The sequence below is a fragment of the Vibrio sp. Sgm 5 genome (genome assembly GCF_026241575.1).
In the GTDB taxonomy this organism is placed as follows: Bacteria; Pseudomonadota; Gammaproteobacteria; order Enterobacterales; family Vibrionaceae; genus Vibrio; species Vibrio jasicida.
In genome coordinates this window covers 1-14,938 of the sequence record NZ_JAPHPY010000080.1, presented here as the reverse complement: position 1 = coordinate 14,938, position 14,938 = coordinate 1, and the positions used below count along the sequence as shown (strand labels likewise).

The following is a 14,938-nucleotide window of genomic DNA, read 5'->3' as shown; positions in this document are numbered from 1 at the left end:
GCTACGACGATTGATGGGTGTAGCCGATCAGATCGTAGCTTCTAGATTTAGTTCCATCGATTTAAGCAACAAAGCCTTTATATCCAAACGTCAGTTGGCTTAAATAATATTAGGAAAGGCATTAACCTTAATGTCAGGAATCACTCTTCTCTTTAAATAAAAATATAATAAAGAGAATAATGGAATAGTAATTGAGTGTTCTTATTTTCATCAAAACGAAATTATAATGACTAGGTAGAAATATGAAGAAAACTCTTTTGCTTGCGAGTATCTTGCCACTTTTGGCTGCTTGTAATTCCTCAGACACAAATGGTGACAACGGCATTGATTCAGGAATAAAACCTGTTCAGCCAATCGAACCCGCGCCCCCAGTTCACCCTATAGAGCCGGGTGAGCCTGTTCATCCGATTGAACCTGGACATCCTGTGCATCCCATTGAGCCAGAAACACCCGTTCACCCCATAGAACCCGGAGAACCTGTTAATCCTATTGAACCTGTAGTTCCGATGTATCAAGCTGTCGCCGACCATTTTCAGAAAACTTATGACCAGATACATGACCTTTGTGAATCAGACTATCATTTGAATGAAATATCTGGTTTTCACTATGAGATGGAATGTCGCTGGTCTGAATCTGATGAAACATTTTCCGTTTATTATCAAGAAAAGACCGATACTAGTAGTCAAACCGCAGATATTACTCTGATATTTAATAACGAACTTTTAAATATTAGTCGCGTTGGTATTGATTTAAAACACAGAACAGCTATTACACAAAGAGTTATCGATGTAGAAGGCTTCTCCCTCGTAACTTATTACCGCGAAAATATTTACTGGGAAAAACACAAAGCGCATAGCTTTGATCATATTCACGCCCAAACTCGTCACCAAGCCGTCGTGATGAATAGTGCTGAAGATAAAGATATGCCTCTCGATTTCCTAAGGATGAGTGAGCAACTTACGTATGGCGTCGAAAGTACTTTTTCTGAGATAAAAGAAGGTCAATTGACAGCACACTTCAAGTACTACCAGCCGAACGTGTTTTACAAATTGAACGACATCTTTAATAACTAAGCAGCATCCTGCAAGTCCCCGCCTTTGCGAATCAATAACCCCTGATAAGCAAAGTGCTGGGGACACCTTTCTTAGCTCATGTTTTCAGCCAAGAAATCAATCAGTAAACGTACTTTTGGCGAAAGGTTTCGGTTTTGTGGGTACAGTGCCCAAATACCTTCACGATCGTCTCAGTAATCGGTAAAATTTTTCAATATTATTGCTGCCTTATAATCAGTTTAAAAACCTTCCTTACATGGGAGGTCGCTCTCCAAAAAAAATTATTAAATAAATATGTGAAATATTTTCCACCATCCTAGTTTCTTACTATATGAAAAACTAATGGACCGTGGAGACATATATGCTTAATTGGCAAGATGTGATTTATTTAGCTAAAAATGGGAATCTTGAGCCTGATAATATTGTTAGAAAAACTGACCATGAATGGAAATTACAACTCACTAACGAAGAATTTAGAGTGACAAGAAAAGAAGGTACTGAGCGACCTTTTAGTTCTGGATCGTGCCACCTTTTCGAGCCAGGAATTTACAGCTGTGTCTGTTGTGGCAACATACTTTTTGATGCACGGATGAAGTTCGATTCAGGTACAGGTTGGCCATCATTCACTCAACCTATTAGGAAGAACGCAATTAGCTATCATTTAGATAATAAGCATGGAATGTGTCGCATTGAAGCAAAATGTAGCGACTGTGAAGCTCACCTTGGACACGTTTTCCCAGATGGCCCCCAACCTAGTAATCTGAGATACTGCATGAATTCGGTCGCTTTAAAACTAAAAACCTGATCATATAAATATCAACCTAAGTGCATTAGTTCATTCTGGATTTACGGAGGTATTTCCAGAACGTTCCACACCATGTTTTATTTCATCAACTGTTAGTTTAATTTCGTTTTTGTAACTTCCCTCTTCAACATTGCTCATCTCTTTGGATTTAAAGAAGAAACTAATATAGAAAAGTCAATATAAATTGATTAGTTAATCATAAACCATCAAAAGTTCAAATTGAAGGAATATTAACCGTGAGAAAATCAATATTACTACAAGCTACAATCGTAGCTATTTTATTGAATGGATGTTCATATGGAGATAATGAAATGAAATTTGAAAAAATAAAAAAAGAAAGATCGTTACCTGTTTTTTCTGAATTAAATAATACCTTTACTCATGAGATAGCAGATTTAGAAAATGATCACGAAGTACTAGATTTGATATCTTTTCAACCCTATGAAGATGGTAGATCTGCTGTTATGGTTACCGGAGGTAAGGGGCAGAGCAATGCTATATACTTATATGACTCTATTACAAAAGAAGTCAGAGATATTGCCCAAGAACTAGGCCTAGAAGGTGATATTAGTCAAGCTAAGTATGGCTTAGCTGTTGGTGATATCTCCGGAGACGGGATGAATGACATAATTATTGCACAAGAAAATGGCGTATATATTTATTCAAGAAAGGATCTACAATCAAAGTTTGAAGGTAAAAAGTTAGATGTAAAACTTCCAGAAAACTCAACTCCTTTAGATATTGAACTTTCAGATACTCAAAATCATGGAAGTTTAGATATGTATATCAGTACTTTTATAAAGAAAAACTTACTAACTACTGCAAACTTTAATGATTTTAAAGAAAGAGTAGATAACGTTTTTCTAAAAAATAATGGTAGAGGCAAATTTTCAGACAACAGTAAAGATTCAGGTTTAGGAATACATCAAAACACTTTCATGGCAAAGTTTGTTGACCTTAATAATAATGGTTATCCTGATCTTATTCCTGCATTGAATACTTCCCAAATAAAAATTTATGAAAATAAAAAGGATGGTACATTCAAAGAGCATACCCTAACAGAGGGGTATGGCTTTTGGATGGGAGTAGCCACAGCTGATCTTAACGGTTCTGGTTACAAAGATATTTTATTTACAAACGTAGGGAAGAGTATACCTAGTTTATTTTTAAGAGGAGACTTAAACAAAGATCAGAAAATTGATAGGGAGTATCGTCTATTTAGAAACAAAGGTAACTTTGACTTTTATGATGCAACAAAATCACATGGATTAAAACTAAAAAAATTCGGATGGGATGCAGCATTCATTAATATATCAGGTGAAGAAGTAGACTATAAAGATTTGTATGTTACAGAAAATTACACTCACTTCCCTCTGAATCTTCATGAGCATTTCCCCTCAAAGGGCTCTTTATTTCTTCAAGATAAAGAAGGAAGTTACTCACAATCCTTTTCGAAAGAGTTAAATATATCTAACCCTTACTTCGGATACCGCGTGGTAAGTGTTGATTTAACAGGAAATGGCTTTAATGACCTTGTTATAGCAAACTTAAAGGGACCTCTCCGCATTTTTGAGAACAAAGGCTATTAACTAATAATTAATTTCCCCTGATGATAGAGGCTATTGTCAGGGGGGATTTAATCATTAAGTTTCTTAATAAACCAGTTACGTCATATTTTCAGCCAAGAAATCAATCAGTAAGCGCACTTTTGGCGACAGATTTCGGTTTTGTGGGTACAGCGCCCAAATACCTTCACGATCGTCGCGGTAATCGGTTAACACTTCCACCAGTTCACCGTTATCTAACGCTTCTTGCACGTAGTAGTCTGGCAATTGCACCAAACCTAAACCACGTTTTGCCGCGTCAACCAAGGCAAAGCCACTGTTGCATTTAATTCGGCCAGAAACGCGTAAAGACTTTTCACGTTTTTGCTCTTTAAAGTGCCAGTAATCAGCAGTACCGACCAAACATTGGTGGTGACTCAGCTCAGACAAGGTATGCGGTTCACCCGAACGATCTAAGTAAGCAGGGCTAGCACACACGTAAAGCTGTCGAGATGACAAACGCTTGGCAATCAAACTGGAGTCTTGCAAACGTCCAAGACGAATCGCCACATCGACGCCTTGCTCAATCAAATCTAACTTTTGGTTGGTCAGATTCAAATCCAGATTCACCTGCGGATATTTCTCAATAAACTGGTGTAGCAACGGCGCTAAGTTCATCTCACCATACGTCACAGGAGCGGTTACTTTGAGCAAACCTTTCGGCTCTGCTTGCATTTGCGTGACCGCTAACTCTGCCAACTCTAGACCTTCGACAAGGTGTTTACATTGCTGATAATAGAGCTGCCCCGCTTCTGTCAGTGAGACTTTTCGCGTAGTGCGGTGCAGCAATTTAACGGCTAGACGTTCTTCAAGCGCAGAGACACGACGGCTGATTTGCGCCACCGATGTTTTCAACTTGTTGGCTGCACCAGTGAAGCTGTTGGTTTCTGCGACAGCAACGAACTCGCTCACGCCTTCCCAATTCGCCATGGTTGTGGTTCCTATGGAATTCTATCTATTGCTTATTCTCACACAAAGTTAAATGCAGAGAAAACCTGTTTAAAAAGGATAGCCGACTAAATGCACCGCTTGTTGTGGCCAAATGATATTTAGGGACAGCACCATGGTGTCTTCTGTGCTCATCCATTCGCGAGGTTTTACTTCCATCTTTAGATTGTCGGTAGGTTGGTATCCGCTCGATTGGTAAACCTGTGTTCGCCCAAACAACATAGAAAAAGCATCACCTCTCTCGAGTGCATCTTGATGAATCACTTTGAGCAACATTTTCACTAACCCTTTGCCGCGATACTCTGGTTGGACGCAAACTTCGGCAATGCCGCTGATCGGAAAAGATTGATCGTCAATCATCACCTGCTTTTCATGTACTGCAATATGAGCCGCAAGTTGAGTGTCATCCCAAATAAGGTAACGATGGCGTGGCATCTCTTGAAAATAGCGCTGAGTTCGGAAGATTTTATCTTGTTCTTTGGTAAAACAAGTAGCGAGTAACGTTCTTAGCTTGGCATCGAGTGCGGGGGTGACGTCATCATCTAATAAGTATTCGAAGCGCATGATTTACCTCATCTATTCTTCATAATTAAAGGTAAACTTTTGGCAAATAACTTACTGAGATATAGCGCAAATAAAGAAAGCGCAGACTGAGCTGCGCTTTCCATTTATTGCATATAGGCAAATCAGTGTTTGAGAATATCTCGCTTCACTTCGCCTTTTAAATCCGTCAATGTTTGCTGCTCAGTATCAATCAAGAAGTGGTCACTGGCTTGTCCCGTTGCAAACTTCTCTAGGATCACAAATAGGCTACCAAAACGGGATCGGAAGACTTCACCAACCGAGTATTCACCTAAGTCACCAAGTTCAGAATCGACCGTTCCCGCGAACTCCGCCAGCTCTCGACTTAACAACTCGTATTGCAATAGCTGTGCTTCTTCAATATCGCGGAAAGCCAGTTCATCGGCATTACGCAGGCGGTAGAAATCTGTTGCTAGCTCTTCACCATTCCATGCAGCAAAGTCATCAAAATTAAAGCCTCCCTGTTGAGCAATCGCTTGAGCTTGTTGCGTCGCCGCCTGCCAATCTTTCTGGAATTGCTCATAATCTACGACCGCGTTTTCATCACAATTAACGATGTCGTACCCTAGCTCTTTCGCTAACTGACACACGGTAAATTGAGTAGAAAGCTGAGACATGATCAACATATCATCACCATCCATGTGCAAAAGCATTTCACGCATTTCCAGTGGCCAATCACTTGGTAGGAAGCGCAGACGCGTCAGTTCTCGGATGTGCCAATCAGTCAGAGCATAATAGCTTTCAGCTTCAAGAATCTCTTTATTCCAAATGCTCGCCTTTGCAGTTTCATCATCACCTGCTTGTTCAGTCAGGTGTTCATGCTCACGTGCATAGTGCTCAAACAACTCGTTGTAGCCTTCAACTTTGTCGATCACGACAGTTTCCACTTCGATTTGATGATCAGGACGGATATTCAATAGCTTATAAGCTGGAATGTAGCCCGCCAGAGAAGGGGCTTGAATGTTGAAAAGCGTGTGTTGAACGCCATCGATCATGTAACTCTTTTTACCCGTATCGTTAAAGTGCATGTGGCCACCAACGTGAATGCTCAACCCCGTCGCTGCAAGTGCTTTACTGGTATCGTCATTTGGCTCACGAGATAACTGATGGCTTCCTTCTCCGAACAAGTCTTCAATGTCTTCGGATGCACCATTATAGAAATCCGTCATTGGAAAATGGCTGAACGACACAAGTGTTTTGTTCTGCTCTTTTGCCGCTTTAACGACCTCACTGATCCACTCAATCACGTGCTGTTTGTGGGTCAGCATCATGTTGTAGCCTGCACTGCTGGAGCCATCGAAGTCATCGCCGCTGATGGAATCTTCTACCAAGGTGTCTTTTGGCTTGTAGACGTTCGCATCGATCGCCAACAACCACAAGCCTTTTACTGGCTCTACCAAGTAGCTGGTATCTGGCACCACCGCACAGTTGGTGTAACCGTCTTGTTTGTATTCACCGCCCGTCCCTTGGTGGCAAATCTCAAACATGCGCTTATCATAAGCGGCTTCTTCGGCGGCAAGTTCATATGAATAGTTGTTACGAGCTTCTTCACTGCTGTAGGGCGTTTCGAAATACAAATAATCTTCTTGAGGATAGAAACCGTGCGTACCAAGGATATCCATGATCTCTTTGTAGCCCCACTCTTGTACCTCTTCCGTACAGATGGTGTCTAAATTGTCGCCTTCACCGGGAATGATCCCCCACTCGCCTTCGTAATCAACACACTCATCCTTACCTCGGCTAAAGATGCGTTGTTTCTTGCCGCCCTCACCAAGGTAATCAGATTTTCCCGCTGCCACGGTAAAAGGTTTGTTGGGATCATGGTTGCCCGGTGCAGCAAAAAACTCAAGACCATAAGTCTCACGATAATGGTCAAAGATTTTCACTAACCCACGCATGTGCACAGGTTGGCCGTCATCACTGAAATCCCCTGGTAGCGCAACATATTTAATTCCGCGCTCTACCACGTCATCCAGTGCAGCGATCATCGCGAAATAGTTTTCGTTAAACAACCGCGTCGATTCCATCTGCGACTGCATGGTACGAATCGTCGCATATTTACCGCTGACATTGGTGTAGAGACCTTGGAAAGAGCCGTCTTGGAAGTCACCATATACATCGTGGAAGTGGATGTCTGGCATAAACGCCACTTGAACTGGCGCTTCGAGCTCTGGTGTATCACTGCTTGAAGAGTCTGAATTACAACCAACTAGAGTAGCTGCAATCAGACCGGAGAGTACGGTCAATGTACTGCGTTTCATTTTTCCCATCCCGATAAAGAGTAATAATTTGAAATCGGGCGAGGAGCTTAGGTGGAAAAAATGACAATTAAGTTGCGACTTTCTTACAACTTATCGTAACTAAATAGAATTTGTGACTCTCGTTCACACTCTTTTTAATCAATAACTTAAACCAATAATCGACGTATCATAGACTGATTTAAACCATTGATGTTCACTATACTTCCAACTAAACATCAATGGCTCAGTCATTCAGAATCGTTATAGCTGAGGTAACGGTTTTAAGTCTTGGTACTCGGCATCTAGCTCAATACCAAAATGCGCTTTTAATGCCGATAGATACTCAGGGCCTCCGTTAAGCTCTACCTCGACCACTTTGTCATTTTCTCGATACTTTAACGTATGATTTGCCAGTGTGATGATCCCCGATTCCGTAGGCAGCGTGGCTACGCGACTAGACGTAAAGCGCGACGTGGGTGACGTAGAAGCAAAGTGATTACCGCAAACAATGTCGCCATCAAACACATGTTCAAAATCCAAGCTATACATATCAAGCCACTGGTTTTCATTGTCATATGATTGAACTTGCAACATATAGCCAACGCGCTCGTCTTCAATAAAGCGGAATGTTTGAATATCGGTATGAATAGCTTGGTTAAGTACGAATGGCAATGGTGCTCTCGGCGTATTCGAGCCAAAGCCAGCATCGACAATCCATTTTTCATCGCCCATTGTGACCAAAGTAAACTGATGCGTTCTACCTGAGGGCGCACCGGATAAGTGCACGCGACCTAAAAGCGGTCTAGCATCAAACCCCACCTTTTGCAGTACTCTTAAAAGCAATCCATTCAATTCAAAGCAATATCCCCCACGGTTGTGATAGACCAGCTTGTCGATAATGTCTCGCTCAGAGATAGATACGCCTCTCCCCAATGCAATATCAAAGTTTTCAAATGGAAATTTTCGCTGTTGATTGATATGCAACTTGAACAATAAATTAATGCTGATGTCTAAGGCTTGTGCAACACCTATTCTATCTAAGTAAACCTGTAAATCTGTGTTGTTCATTGTGATCCTAACTCGCTGTTTCTTCGCAATGGGCGACACAATAAAACCTCAACCGTAGTTGAGGTCAAACGACAATGCGATTTTTCTGCTACTTATTTGCTTGCATAAATAACGGTTCCAATCGCCCATTATTACATTTACGTAAAAATCATTTTCAATTTAACCGGATTATCATTTTTCGTGAAACACCTAAAATGGGCACCAACAAAACGACGCAGCGTAGAGAGAAACTCTCAACTACGCTTATGACGTCACTCTACATACTGAGAATATAAAGGAAACATCCAATGGCACTTGAAATCAAACCAGGTCAAACTCACATTAAATCAAAAGCAATGGTTGCATGGGCTGCAGGTGAGCCACTTAAAATGGAAGAAGTTGATGTACAACTTCCAAAAGCGGGCGAAGTTCTTGTTCGTATCGTAGCAACTGGTGTTTGTCACACTGACGCATTCACACTATCAGGTGACGATCCAGAAGGTATCTTCCCTTCAATCCTTGGCCACGAAGGTGGCGGTATCGTTGAGATGGTTGGCGAAGGCGTAACAAGCGTTGAAGTTGGCGACCACGTTATCCCACTTTACACAGCTGAATGTGGTGAGTGTAAGTTCTGTAAATCTGGCAAAACTAACCTATGTCAGGCAGTACGTGAAACACAAGGTAAAGGCCTAATGCCAGATGGCACAAGCCGCTTCTCTGTAAATGGTGAGACAATCTTCCACTACATGGGTTGTTCTACTTTCTCTGAGTACACTGTACTTCCAGAAATCTCACTAGCGAAAGTAAACAAAGAAGCGCCACTTGAAGAAGTTTGTCTTCTAGGTTGTGGCGTAACCACTGGTATGGGTGCGGTACTTAACACAGCTAAAGTTGAAAAAGGCGACACTGTTGCTGTATTCGGTCTTGGCGGTATCGGTCTTTCTGCAATCATCGGTGCACGTATGGCTGGTGCAAGCAAAATCATCGGTGTCGACATCAACGAAAGCAAGTTCGAGCTAGCAAAACAACTTGGCGCAACTGATTGCATCAACCCAATGAAATTCGACAAACCAATCCAAGACGTTATCGTTGAGATGACAGACGGTGGTGTTGACTACTCATTCGAATGTATCGGTAACGTAAACGTGATGCGTCAAGCTCTTGAGTGTTGTCACAAAGGTTGGGGTGAGTCGGTAATCATCGGCGTTGCGGGCGCAGGTCAAGAGATCTCAACTCGTCCATTCCAACTAGTAACTGGTCGAGTATGGCGTGGCTCTGCTTTCGGTGGTGTTAAAGGCCGTTCTGAGCTTCCAGAAATCGTAAACCGTTACATGGCTGGCGAATTCGGTCTACAAGAATTCATCACGCACACTATGGGCCTACAAGACGTGAACGAAGCATTCGAATTGATGCACAAAGGTGAATCTATCCGTACTGTTCTTCACATGGATAAATAATCCAAGATACAACTCACGTAATGTGATTGATATTTGAAAATTTGAAATAAGCTCTCTTCTCTCTGGACACGTTTTCCTCGGGAAGAGAGCCATCCACTGTCTTAACGGTCTTGTCCGCCGTTAGAAAATCATTGTTTTAAATACTCACTGTTTTTAAATAAACATTGTTTTATCGAGAGATTATCCATGACCATTGAAAGCCTAAGCCAAGCCAAAGTATTCGGTGGTTGGCATAAACAGTACACGCACGAATCTCGCACACTCAATTGCAACATGCGCTTTGCGATTTTCTTGCCTCCCAATGCAACAAAATCAAACCCAGTTCCAGTGGTTTACTGGTTATCTGGCCTGACTTGTACCGACGAGAATTTCATGCAGAAAGCCGGTGCATTTCAAATGGCAGCAGAGTTGGGTATCGCGATTGTGGCGCCAGATACAAGCCCTCGCGGTGACGACGTGGCAGACGACGAAAATTACGACCTAGGTAAAGGCGCAGGTTTCTACCTAAACGCGACGCAAGAACCGTGGTCACGTCATTACCATATGTACGATTACATCACCAAAGAGCTGCCTGCGATCATAGAAAGCAACTTCCCTGTTTCAGATGTGAAGTCGATTTCCGGTCACAGCATGGGTGGTCACGGTGCAATCACGATTGGTTTGAAAAACGCGAGCCAATACCGCTCAATTTCAGCGTTCAGCCCAATCAGTAACCCAATGCAATGTCCTTGGGGCCAAAAAGCGTTTACCGCTTACCTAGGCACGGATATTGAGAGTTGGAAACAATACGATGCGAGCGAATTACTTAAGCAAAACAAATCCCCATTGCCGATTTTAGTCGACCAAGGTGATGCAGATAACTTCCTTGCTGAGCAATTGAAACCAGATGCGTTACTGGCGGCAGCAAAAGCTCATGATTCTGAAGTTGAATTGCGAATGCAATCAGGTTACGACCACAGCTACTTCTTTATTTCGAGCTTTATTGCTGAGCACTTAAACTTCCATGCGAAGCACTTATTTGCGTAGTACTTGCTGGTGATAAAACAAAAAGCGATGAAAAACCAAACGGTTTAATATCTTGTCCTATACAAAGCCACTCATTCATTGGGTGGCTTTTTGTGTTCTAAAAACACTCACCTCCCCTTTACACAGCCCCCATTGCAATTTGCCGAAATGACGTCTAACTTGTAATTGAACATCATTCAATTATCGCTAACACTGTATGAAAAAACCAACGTCAGCCCTGTTAACCTCGACTTGCTTCGGGTTGTTAGCAACCTCTCCTATTGCCGAGGCAATAAGCTTCTTCGATCCCATCGATGGGCAATTAGATATGGGCGAATACCTTGCTGAAAACGCCTATGGCTTTCTACCTGTTCCGATTGTGATTACTGAGCCTGCCGTTGGCTACGGTTTGGGCTTTACTGGCGTGTTCTTGCATGAATCCGATGAGCAACGAGAGAAAAGACGTGAGTTAGCCGAAACGTCTCTCGATGGAGGCGCTCAACTGTTAACACCTGCAATCACCGCGGTAGGTGGGTTCGCGACTGAAAACGGCACTTGGATGGGCTTTCTTGGTCACCGCCGGACCTGGGCGCAAGACACGGTTCGTTACCTTGGTGGCGTCGGATATGGCGACTTTAATATGACCTTCTATCCACAATCCTCCTTACCTGGGCTAGATAACGTATTTAATGGTAAGGGGTTAGATTTCGAGATAACTGGCGGCGGCATGCTCAACCATCTTCAATACCGCATTATTGATGCCCCGTTGTTTATCGGGGTGAAACAACTCTATTTCGTCACCGACCAAAAAATCACTAACTCCCCTGTTGCAGATAAGCTGCTGCAAACCTTGACCAATACCTCACCCACCACTTCTGGATTGGGCTTAACAGTGGAATGGGACAGCCGAAACAACTTCTTTAGTCCAACCGAGGGCTACAACTACAAAGCGGAGTACCTTTGGTACAACGACGCCATTGGCAGTGATTACGAATACGAGCAGTTGGATGTAGAGGGGATTAATTATTGGGAACTGGCAGACGACTGGTCGTTGGCACTGCGTGGACAATACAAGGCACTCTACACTGACGAACGCTTTTTACCACCAGCGTCTTACCCAGACATTGAACTGCGTGGCGTGGCGAGAAATCGCTATCAAGGTGACGAAACCTTATCAGTAGAATCTCAACTGACTTACCAATGGAATACCCGCTGGTCGACCAATATCTTTGGCGGTTTTGGTTACGCATCAACAAATGAGTCGTTATTCGAAAATGATGCCGAATACGCTTATGGCGTCGGCTTTCGTTACCTCATCGCTCGTCGTTATGGGTTACAAGCAGGTATGGACTTTGCCTTCAGCGATGAGGACAGTGCGGTTTATTTCCAAGTGGGCTCAGGCATGTGAACCCACTCGGTTCTCATCATCATGATTGATACTTAGGGTTCGCACCGTATTGGTTCGAGCCTTCTTCACTGTCTTGAATCAAGAAGTACAACAGCACCAAAATACCTATAATTGGAACAAAGGCGATAAGAGCCCACCAACCTGAGCGTCCTGAATCATGTAAGCGACGCACGGTGACCGCTATCGACGGTATCATAATAAACAGCGCATAAATCACACCGAAAAAACCAAAATTATCCATTTGCATCAGGCTACCAATCACCCTATCGATGATAGCCATGACTAAATTGACCAACACATTCACCAACGTAAAGTACCAATACTCTTGGCGTCTTGCTCGACCACTAAAGTTGGTGTAATTGAGGATAACCTTGTAATACCAATCAAACATATCGCTTCTCCGATTGAGTTGAATGTGTCGCGAAAGTTAGACAACGTGGTGCAAGTTGCACATAAAATGAACGAAATGATATATTCATCCAATAGTTCTATTTTTAACTCTCTCATTAACCTTGACGTATATTCCACCAACGGTTACTTTTCACCCATAACGTATTATATAAAACCATCAGGTTGGCTCTATTATTAATAAATATATGACCGAGATTTTAACTGGCGATGTTCGCTCTAGTTGCAATGCCGGCAATAAAAATCAAAGGGCACAAGATGAGAAAAACACTAGCACTCGCTTTGCTTTTGTTTGCACCAATACTTTTTGCAAACACAATACAGTTTAGCAGTCCTGAGAAACCCAATGTCGTTGTGGCACTAAAAGACTTAGAGTCCTTGCCTCAAACCACTTACACCACACAACTTCCTTGGCTAGACAGCCCAGCAGAATTTGACGGTGTAAAACTTAGCACCCTCCTACAACATGCCTTTGGCAAAGTACCTGAGCGTGTCGAAGTTCGTGCACTTAATGACTACCATTCAAACCTCTCGCGCGAAGACATCCTGCGCTATCAACCGATCGTGGCGTATAAGCAAAACCATCATTACATTAAAGTAAGAAATAAAGGCCCATACTGGCTGATCTACTCAATGGATGAATATCCGGAAATTGATGTCGCCCTATACCACTCGCAAATGGTATGGCAAATAAACAGGATCAGCGCGAAAGAAGAATAACAATGAAAGCAAAGCCCAATCCCCCTCATCAGGGGCCATTTTCAACCAAGAGCAAGTTACTCCTACTGATATTTGCATCCACACTGTTGTTCGCAAACGTACTACTACTGCAAGAAACTCGAGCGCTCACTAAAACCTATTCGGATCAACAAAACCAAGCCACTTGGTTCTTGTTCCATCTTTCGAAAGAATTATCTGAACTGGTAGGGGAAGCTCGACGCTTGAACGAAAGCGTGATGAACATCGATTCCGCTGAGCTGCAATACGAGCTAGCGTGGAGCCGTTTTGATTTGCTGATTAACAATAAAGAAGCCGATTCTTTTCTCTCACGAGAAGAGGTTCGAGTTTATTTTCTTTCTCTGTTTGACCAATTCCAACAACTCGAACCAATATTAGTAGAAGCGAAAACGGGCAGTAGCGTCGCCGCGAGTCAGTTTTATCGTGAAACTCAAAACCTCTACATGCAAATGATCGATTACGTCACTCTGCATTTTCGTGTTGCCAGTCCCCTCTACAAACATCAACAAGAGAAAGCGTATAACTTGCTGCAAGCGCAATACGTATTGCTCGGTATCTTTGTCCTAACCGTGGCACTGCTGACGTATTTTTATAAACGTGAGTCCAAGTTCCACAAAAAAATGGCATTGAGCGATCCGCTCACCAAGCTTGCTAACCGAAGCGCGCTGTTTATTGATTTACACCGAAAGGAAGAAACCAACTCGCCTTTCTCACTCATGCTGCTCGATTTAAACGGCTTTAAGGACATCAATGACACCTTAGGCCATCAAGCTGGCGATATTGCGCTCATAGAAATCGCAACTCGTCTAAGCCAAATGGCGCTGGATGACTTTGCCGTGTACCGCATGGGCGGCGACGAATTTGCCGTGATCGTCGACTCTATTGATCAAACGAAAATCGATGAAGTCACGCACCATATCAATGTGGTGTTTGAAAAGCCGATTCTCTCCTCTGAGCAAGCCAATGGCCTATCGACAAGTTTGGGGGTCGCTAGCTACCCGCAAGACGCAGACAACATTGACTTCCTGATCAATTTAGCGGATAAGCGCATGTACAAAATGAAATTCCAACGTTAAACGGATAACCATGATGAAAAACTTCATGCGAGCAGTACTATTACTGCTAGTGATCGCGATAGGTGTACTGGCTTGGGTATTTATCCCTTCTCACGAAACCGTAGGTGCACAAACCCTCGAAGAAGCGCTCAACGACAACTACACACTGGTTGGCCATCGCATTCATTCGACAGACCCAGATGCCGGCAATATGTTTGGTTACTTCGTGGTGTACAAAGGCGCAAGCACGGATGATTTGGAGCCGTTTTTGGTGACTTCTGATCAGTTTATTCGCATGGAGCAAACCGGTGATAACACGCTAACCCTCACCGTGAATGGTCGCATCTACCGCTACCATAACGACCTGTGGGTAGAGAACCCAGATGGCAAGTTGCAACATTGGTTTGTCAGCGCGACAGCGAAATACGTCCGCTAAGCAGACGCATACTTAGCTTCAGCTACTTAGCTGCAGATACTTAACTTGAGATAAACAAAAGCCCCGCTCATTACGTAGCGGGGCTAATTATATGGTCCGCCTCACTCTCAAGCCCTACGCTTAGAGTAGGCTCTCAGAACGAGGTGAACCATA

Annotated in this window: 14 protein-coding genes and 1 pseudogene; 9 read left to right on the top strand and 6 right to left on the bottom strand. The window is 43.0% G+C overall.

From position 1 onward, the window contains the following. Nucleotides 1–242: 242 nt before the first annotated feature. Entirely contained in the window at nt 243–1,073 is an 831-nt protein-coding gene (locus OQJ86_RS24905) for a hypothetical protein (RefSeq protein ID WP_265991819.1), read from the top strand. Nucleotides 1,074–1,144: 71 nt separating this feature from the next. Here OQJ86_RS24905 and OQJ86_RS24900 read toward each other — a convergent pair. Next, a pseudogene (locus OQJ86_RS24900) lies at nt 1,145–1,243 on the bottom strand (LysR family transcriptional regulator); the annotation flags it as partial. Between the two features lie 170 nt (nt 1,244–1,413). On the opposite strand from OQJ86_RS24900, the gene msrB reads away from it, so the two are divergent. Both msrB and OQJ86_RS24890 read left to right on the top strand, forming a co-directional pair. After that, nucleotides 1,414–1,857, top strand: a complete 444-nt coding sequence (gene msrB / locus OQJ86_RS24895; RefSeq protein WP_265991817.1) for a peptide-methionine (R)-S-oxide reductase MsrB — start codon at nt 1,414–1,416, stop codon at nt 1,855–1,857. A 236-nt stretch (nt 1,858–2,093) separates the two neighbouring features. Then, on the top strand, nt 2,094–3,446 hold the full coding sequence (locus OQJ86_RS24890) for an FG-GAP repeat domain-containing protein (protein WP_265991815.1): 1,353 nt from the start codon (nt 2,094–2,096) through the stop codon (nt 3,444–3,446). A 75-nt stretch (nt 3,447–3,521) separates the two neighbouring features. Here the strand turns inward: OQJ86_RS24890 and OQJ86_RS24885 are convergent, their stop codons facing one another. From OQJ86_RS24885 to OQJ86_RS24870, 4 genes are all read right to left on the bottom strand, one after another. After that, nucleotides 3,522–4,391: a LysR family transcriptional regulator gene (locus OQJ86_RS24885; protein WP_265991813.1), complete on the bottom strand. Its 870-nt coding sequence runs from the start codon at nt 4,389–4,391 to the stop codon at nt 3,522–3,524. Between the two features lie 69 nt (nt 4,392–4,460). Then, nucleotides 4,461–4,973 carry a GNAT family N-acetyltransferase gene (locus OQJ86_RS24880; protein WP_265991811.1) on the bottom strand — a complete coding sequence of 171 codons (513 nt, stop codon included), beginning with the start codon at nt 4,971–4,973 and terminating at the stop codon, nt 4,461–4,463. A 122-nt stretch (nt 4,974–5,095) separates the two neighbouring features. After that, nucleotides 5,096–7,252 carry a metallophosphoesterase gene (locus OQJ86_RS24875; RefSeq protein ID WP_265991809.1) on the bottom strand — a complete coding sequence of 719 codons (2,157 nt, stop codon included), beginning with the start codon at nt 7,250–7,252 and terminating at the stop codon, nt 5,096–5,098. Between the two features lie 240 nt (nt 7,253–7,492). Further along, entirely contained in the window at nt 7,493–8,299 is an 807-nt protein-coding gene (locus OQJ86_RS24870; RefSeq protein ID WP_265991807.1) for an arylamine N-acetyltransferase family protein, read from the bottom strand. Nucleotides 8,300–8,586: 287 nt separating this feature from the next. Between OQJ86_RS24870 and OQJ86_RS24865 the strand changes: the two genes are divergently transcribed. The 3 genes from OQJ86_RS24865 to OQJ86_RS24855 all read left to right on the top strand — a co-directional run bounded on the left by OQJ86_RS24865 (nt 8,587) and on the right by OQJ86_RS24855 (nt 12,148). Then, nucleotides 8,587–9,735 carry an S-(hydroxymethyl)glutathione dehydrogenase/class III alcohol dehydrogenase gene (locus OQJ86_RS24865; protein WP_005428461.1) on the top strand — a complete coding sequence of 383 codons (1,149 nt, stop codon included), beginning with the start codon at nt 8,587–8,589 and terminating at the stop codon, nt 9,733–9,735. A gap of 186 nt (nt 9,736–9,921) precedes the next feature. Then, on the top strand, nt 9,922–10,761 hold the full coding sequence (gene fghA, locus OQJ86_RS24860; protein WP_038880216.1) for an S-formylglutathione hydrolase: 840 nt from the start codon (nt 9,922–9,924) through the stop codon (nt 10,759–10,761). Nucleotides 10,762–10,957: 196 nt separating this feature from the next. Further along, nucleotides 10,958–12,148 carry a BamA/TamA family outer membrane protein gene (locus OQJ86_RS24855; protein WP_265991803.1) on the top strand — a complete coding sequence of 397 codons (1,191 nt, stop codon included), beginning with the start codon at nt 10,958–10,960 and terminating at the stop codon, nt 12,146–12,148. A gap of 19 nt (nt 12,149–12,167) precedes the next feature. On the opposite strand, the gene OQJ86_RS24850 is transcribed toward OQJ86_RS24855, so the two are convergent. Next, nucleotides 12,168–12,539 (bottom strand): DUF805 domain-containing protein, encoded by a 372-nt coding sequence (locus tag OQJ86_RS24850; RefSeq protein ID WP_038869746.1) that lies wholly within the window; start codon nt 12,537–12,539, stop codon nt 12,168–12,170. 275 nt (nt 12,540–12,814) lie between these two features. Here OQJ86_RS24850 and OQJ86_RS24845 point away from each other — a divergent pair, with 275 nt between their 5' ends. The 3 genes from OQJ86_RS24845 to OQJ86_RS24835 are packed head-to-tail and all read left to right on the top strand — an operon-like array spanning nt 12,815 to nt 14,785. After that, the gene (locus OQJ86_RS24845; protein WP_038869748.1) at nt 12,815–13,276 is read left to right on the top strand and encodes an oxidoreductase; all 462 of its coding nucleotides are present in this window, start codon (nt 12,815–12,817) and stop codon (nt 13,274–13,276) included. Between the two features lie 2 nt (nt 13,277–13,278). Further along, nucleotides 13,279–14,370, top strand: a complete 1,092-nt coding sequence (locus OQJ86_RS24840) for a sensor domain-containing diguanylate cyclase (protein WP_038869750.1) — start codon at nt 13,279–13,281, stop codon at nt 14,368–14,370. A 10-nt stretch (nt 14,371–14,380) separates the two neighbouring features. Continuing rightward, entirely contained in the window at nt 14,381–14,785 is a 405-nt protein-coding gene (locus tag OQJ86_RS24835; protein ID WP_038880213.1) for a hypothetical protein, read from the top strand. The last annotated feature ends 153 nt before the right edge of the window (nt 14,786–14,938 follow it).

Excerpts from the sequence above, each read along its gene's own strand:
- OQJ86_RS24835 (WP_038880213.1), top strand. The coding sequence starts at position 14,381 with ATGATGAAAAACTTCATGCGAGCAGTACTATTACTGCTAGTGATCGCG.
- OQJ86_RS24840 (WP_038869750.1), top strand. The coding sequence starts at position 13,279 with ATGAAAGCAAAGCCCAATCCCCCTCATCAGGGGCCATTTTCAACCAAG.
- OQJ86_RS24855 (WP_265991803.1), top strand. The coding sequence starts at position 10,958 with ATGAAAAAACCAACGTCAGCCCTGTTAACCTCGACTTGCTTCGGGTTG.
- OQJ86_RS24870 (WP_265991807.1), bottom strand. The coding sequence starts at position 8,299 with ATGAACAACACAGATTTACAGGTTTACTTAGATAGAATAGGTGTTGCA.
- msrB (WP_265991817.1), top strand. The coding sequence starts at position 1,414 with ATGCTTAATTGGCAAGATGTGATTTATTTAGCTAAAAATGGGAATCTT.
- fghA (WP_038880216.1), top strand. The coding sequence starts at position 9,922 with ATGACCATTGAAAGCCTAAGCCAAGCCAAAGTATTCGGTGGTTGGCAT.
- OQJ86_RS24880 (WP_265991811.1), bottom strand. The coding sequence starts at position 4,973 with ATGCGCTTCGAATACTTATTAGATGATGACGTCACCCCCGCACTCGAT.
- OQJ86_RS24875 (WP_265991809.1), bottom strand. The coding sequence starts at position 7,252 with ATGAAACGCAGTACATTGACCGTACTCTCCGGTCTGATTGCAGCTACT.
- OQJ86_RS24885 (WP_265991813.1), bottom strand. The coding sequence starts at position 4,391 with ATGGCGAATTGGGAAGGCGTGAGCGAGTTCGTTGCTGTCGCAGAAACC.
- OQJ86_RS24865 (WP_005428461.1), top strand. The coding sequence starts at position 8,587 with ATGGCACTTGAAATCAAACCAGGTCAAACTCACATTAAATCAAAAGCA.
- OQJ86_RS24845 (WP_038869748.1), top strand. The coding sequence starts at position 12,815 with ATGAGAAAAACACTAGCACTCGCTTTGCTTTTGTTTGCACCAATACTT.
- OQJ86_RS24850 (WP_038869746.1), bottom strand. The coding sequence starts at position 12,539 with ATGTTTGATTGGTATTACAAGGTTATCCTCAATTACACCAACTTTAGT.
- OQJ86_RS24905 (WP_265991819.1), top strand. The coding sequence starts at position 243 with ATGAAGAAAACTCTTTTGCTTGCGAGTATCTTGCCACTTTTGGCTGCT.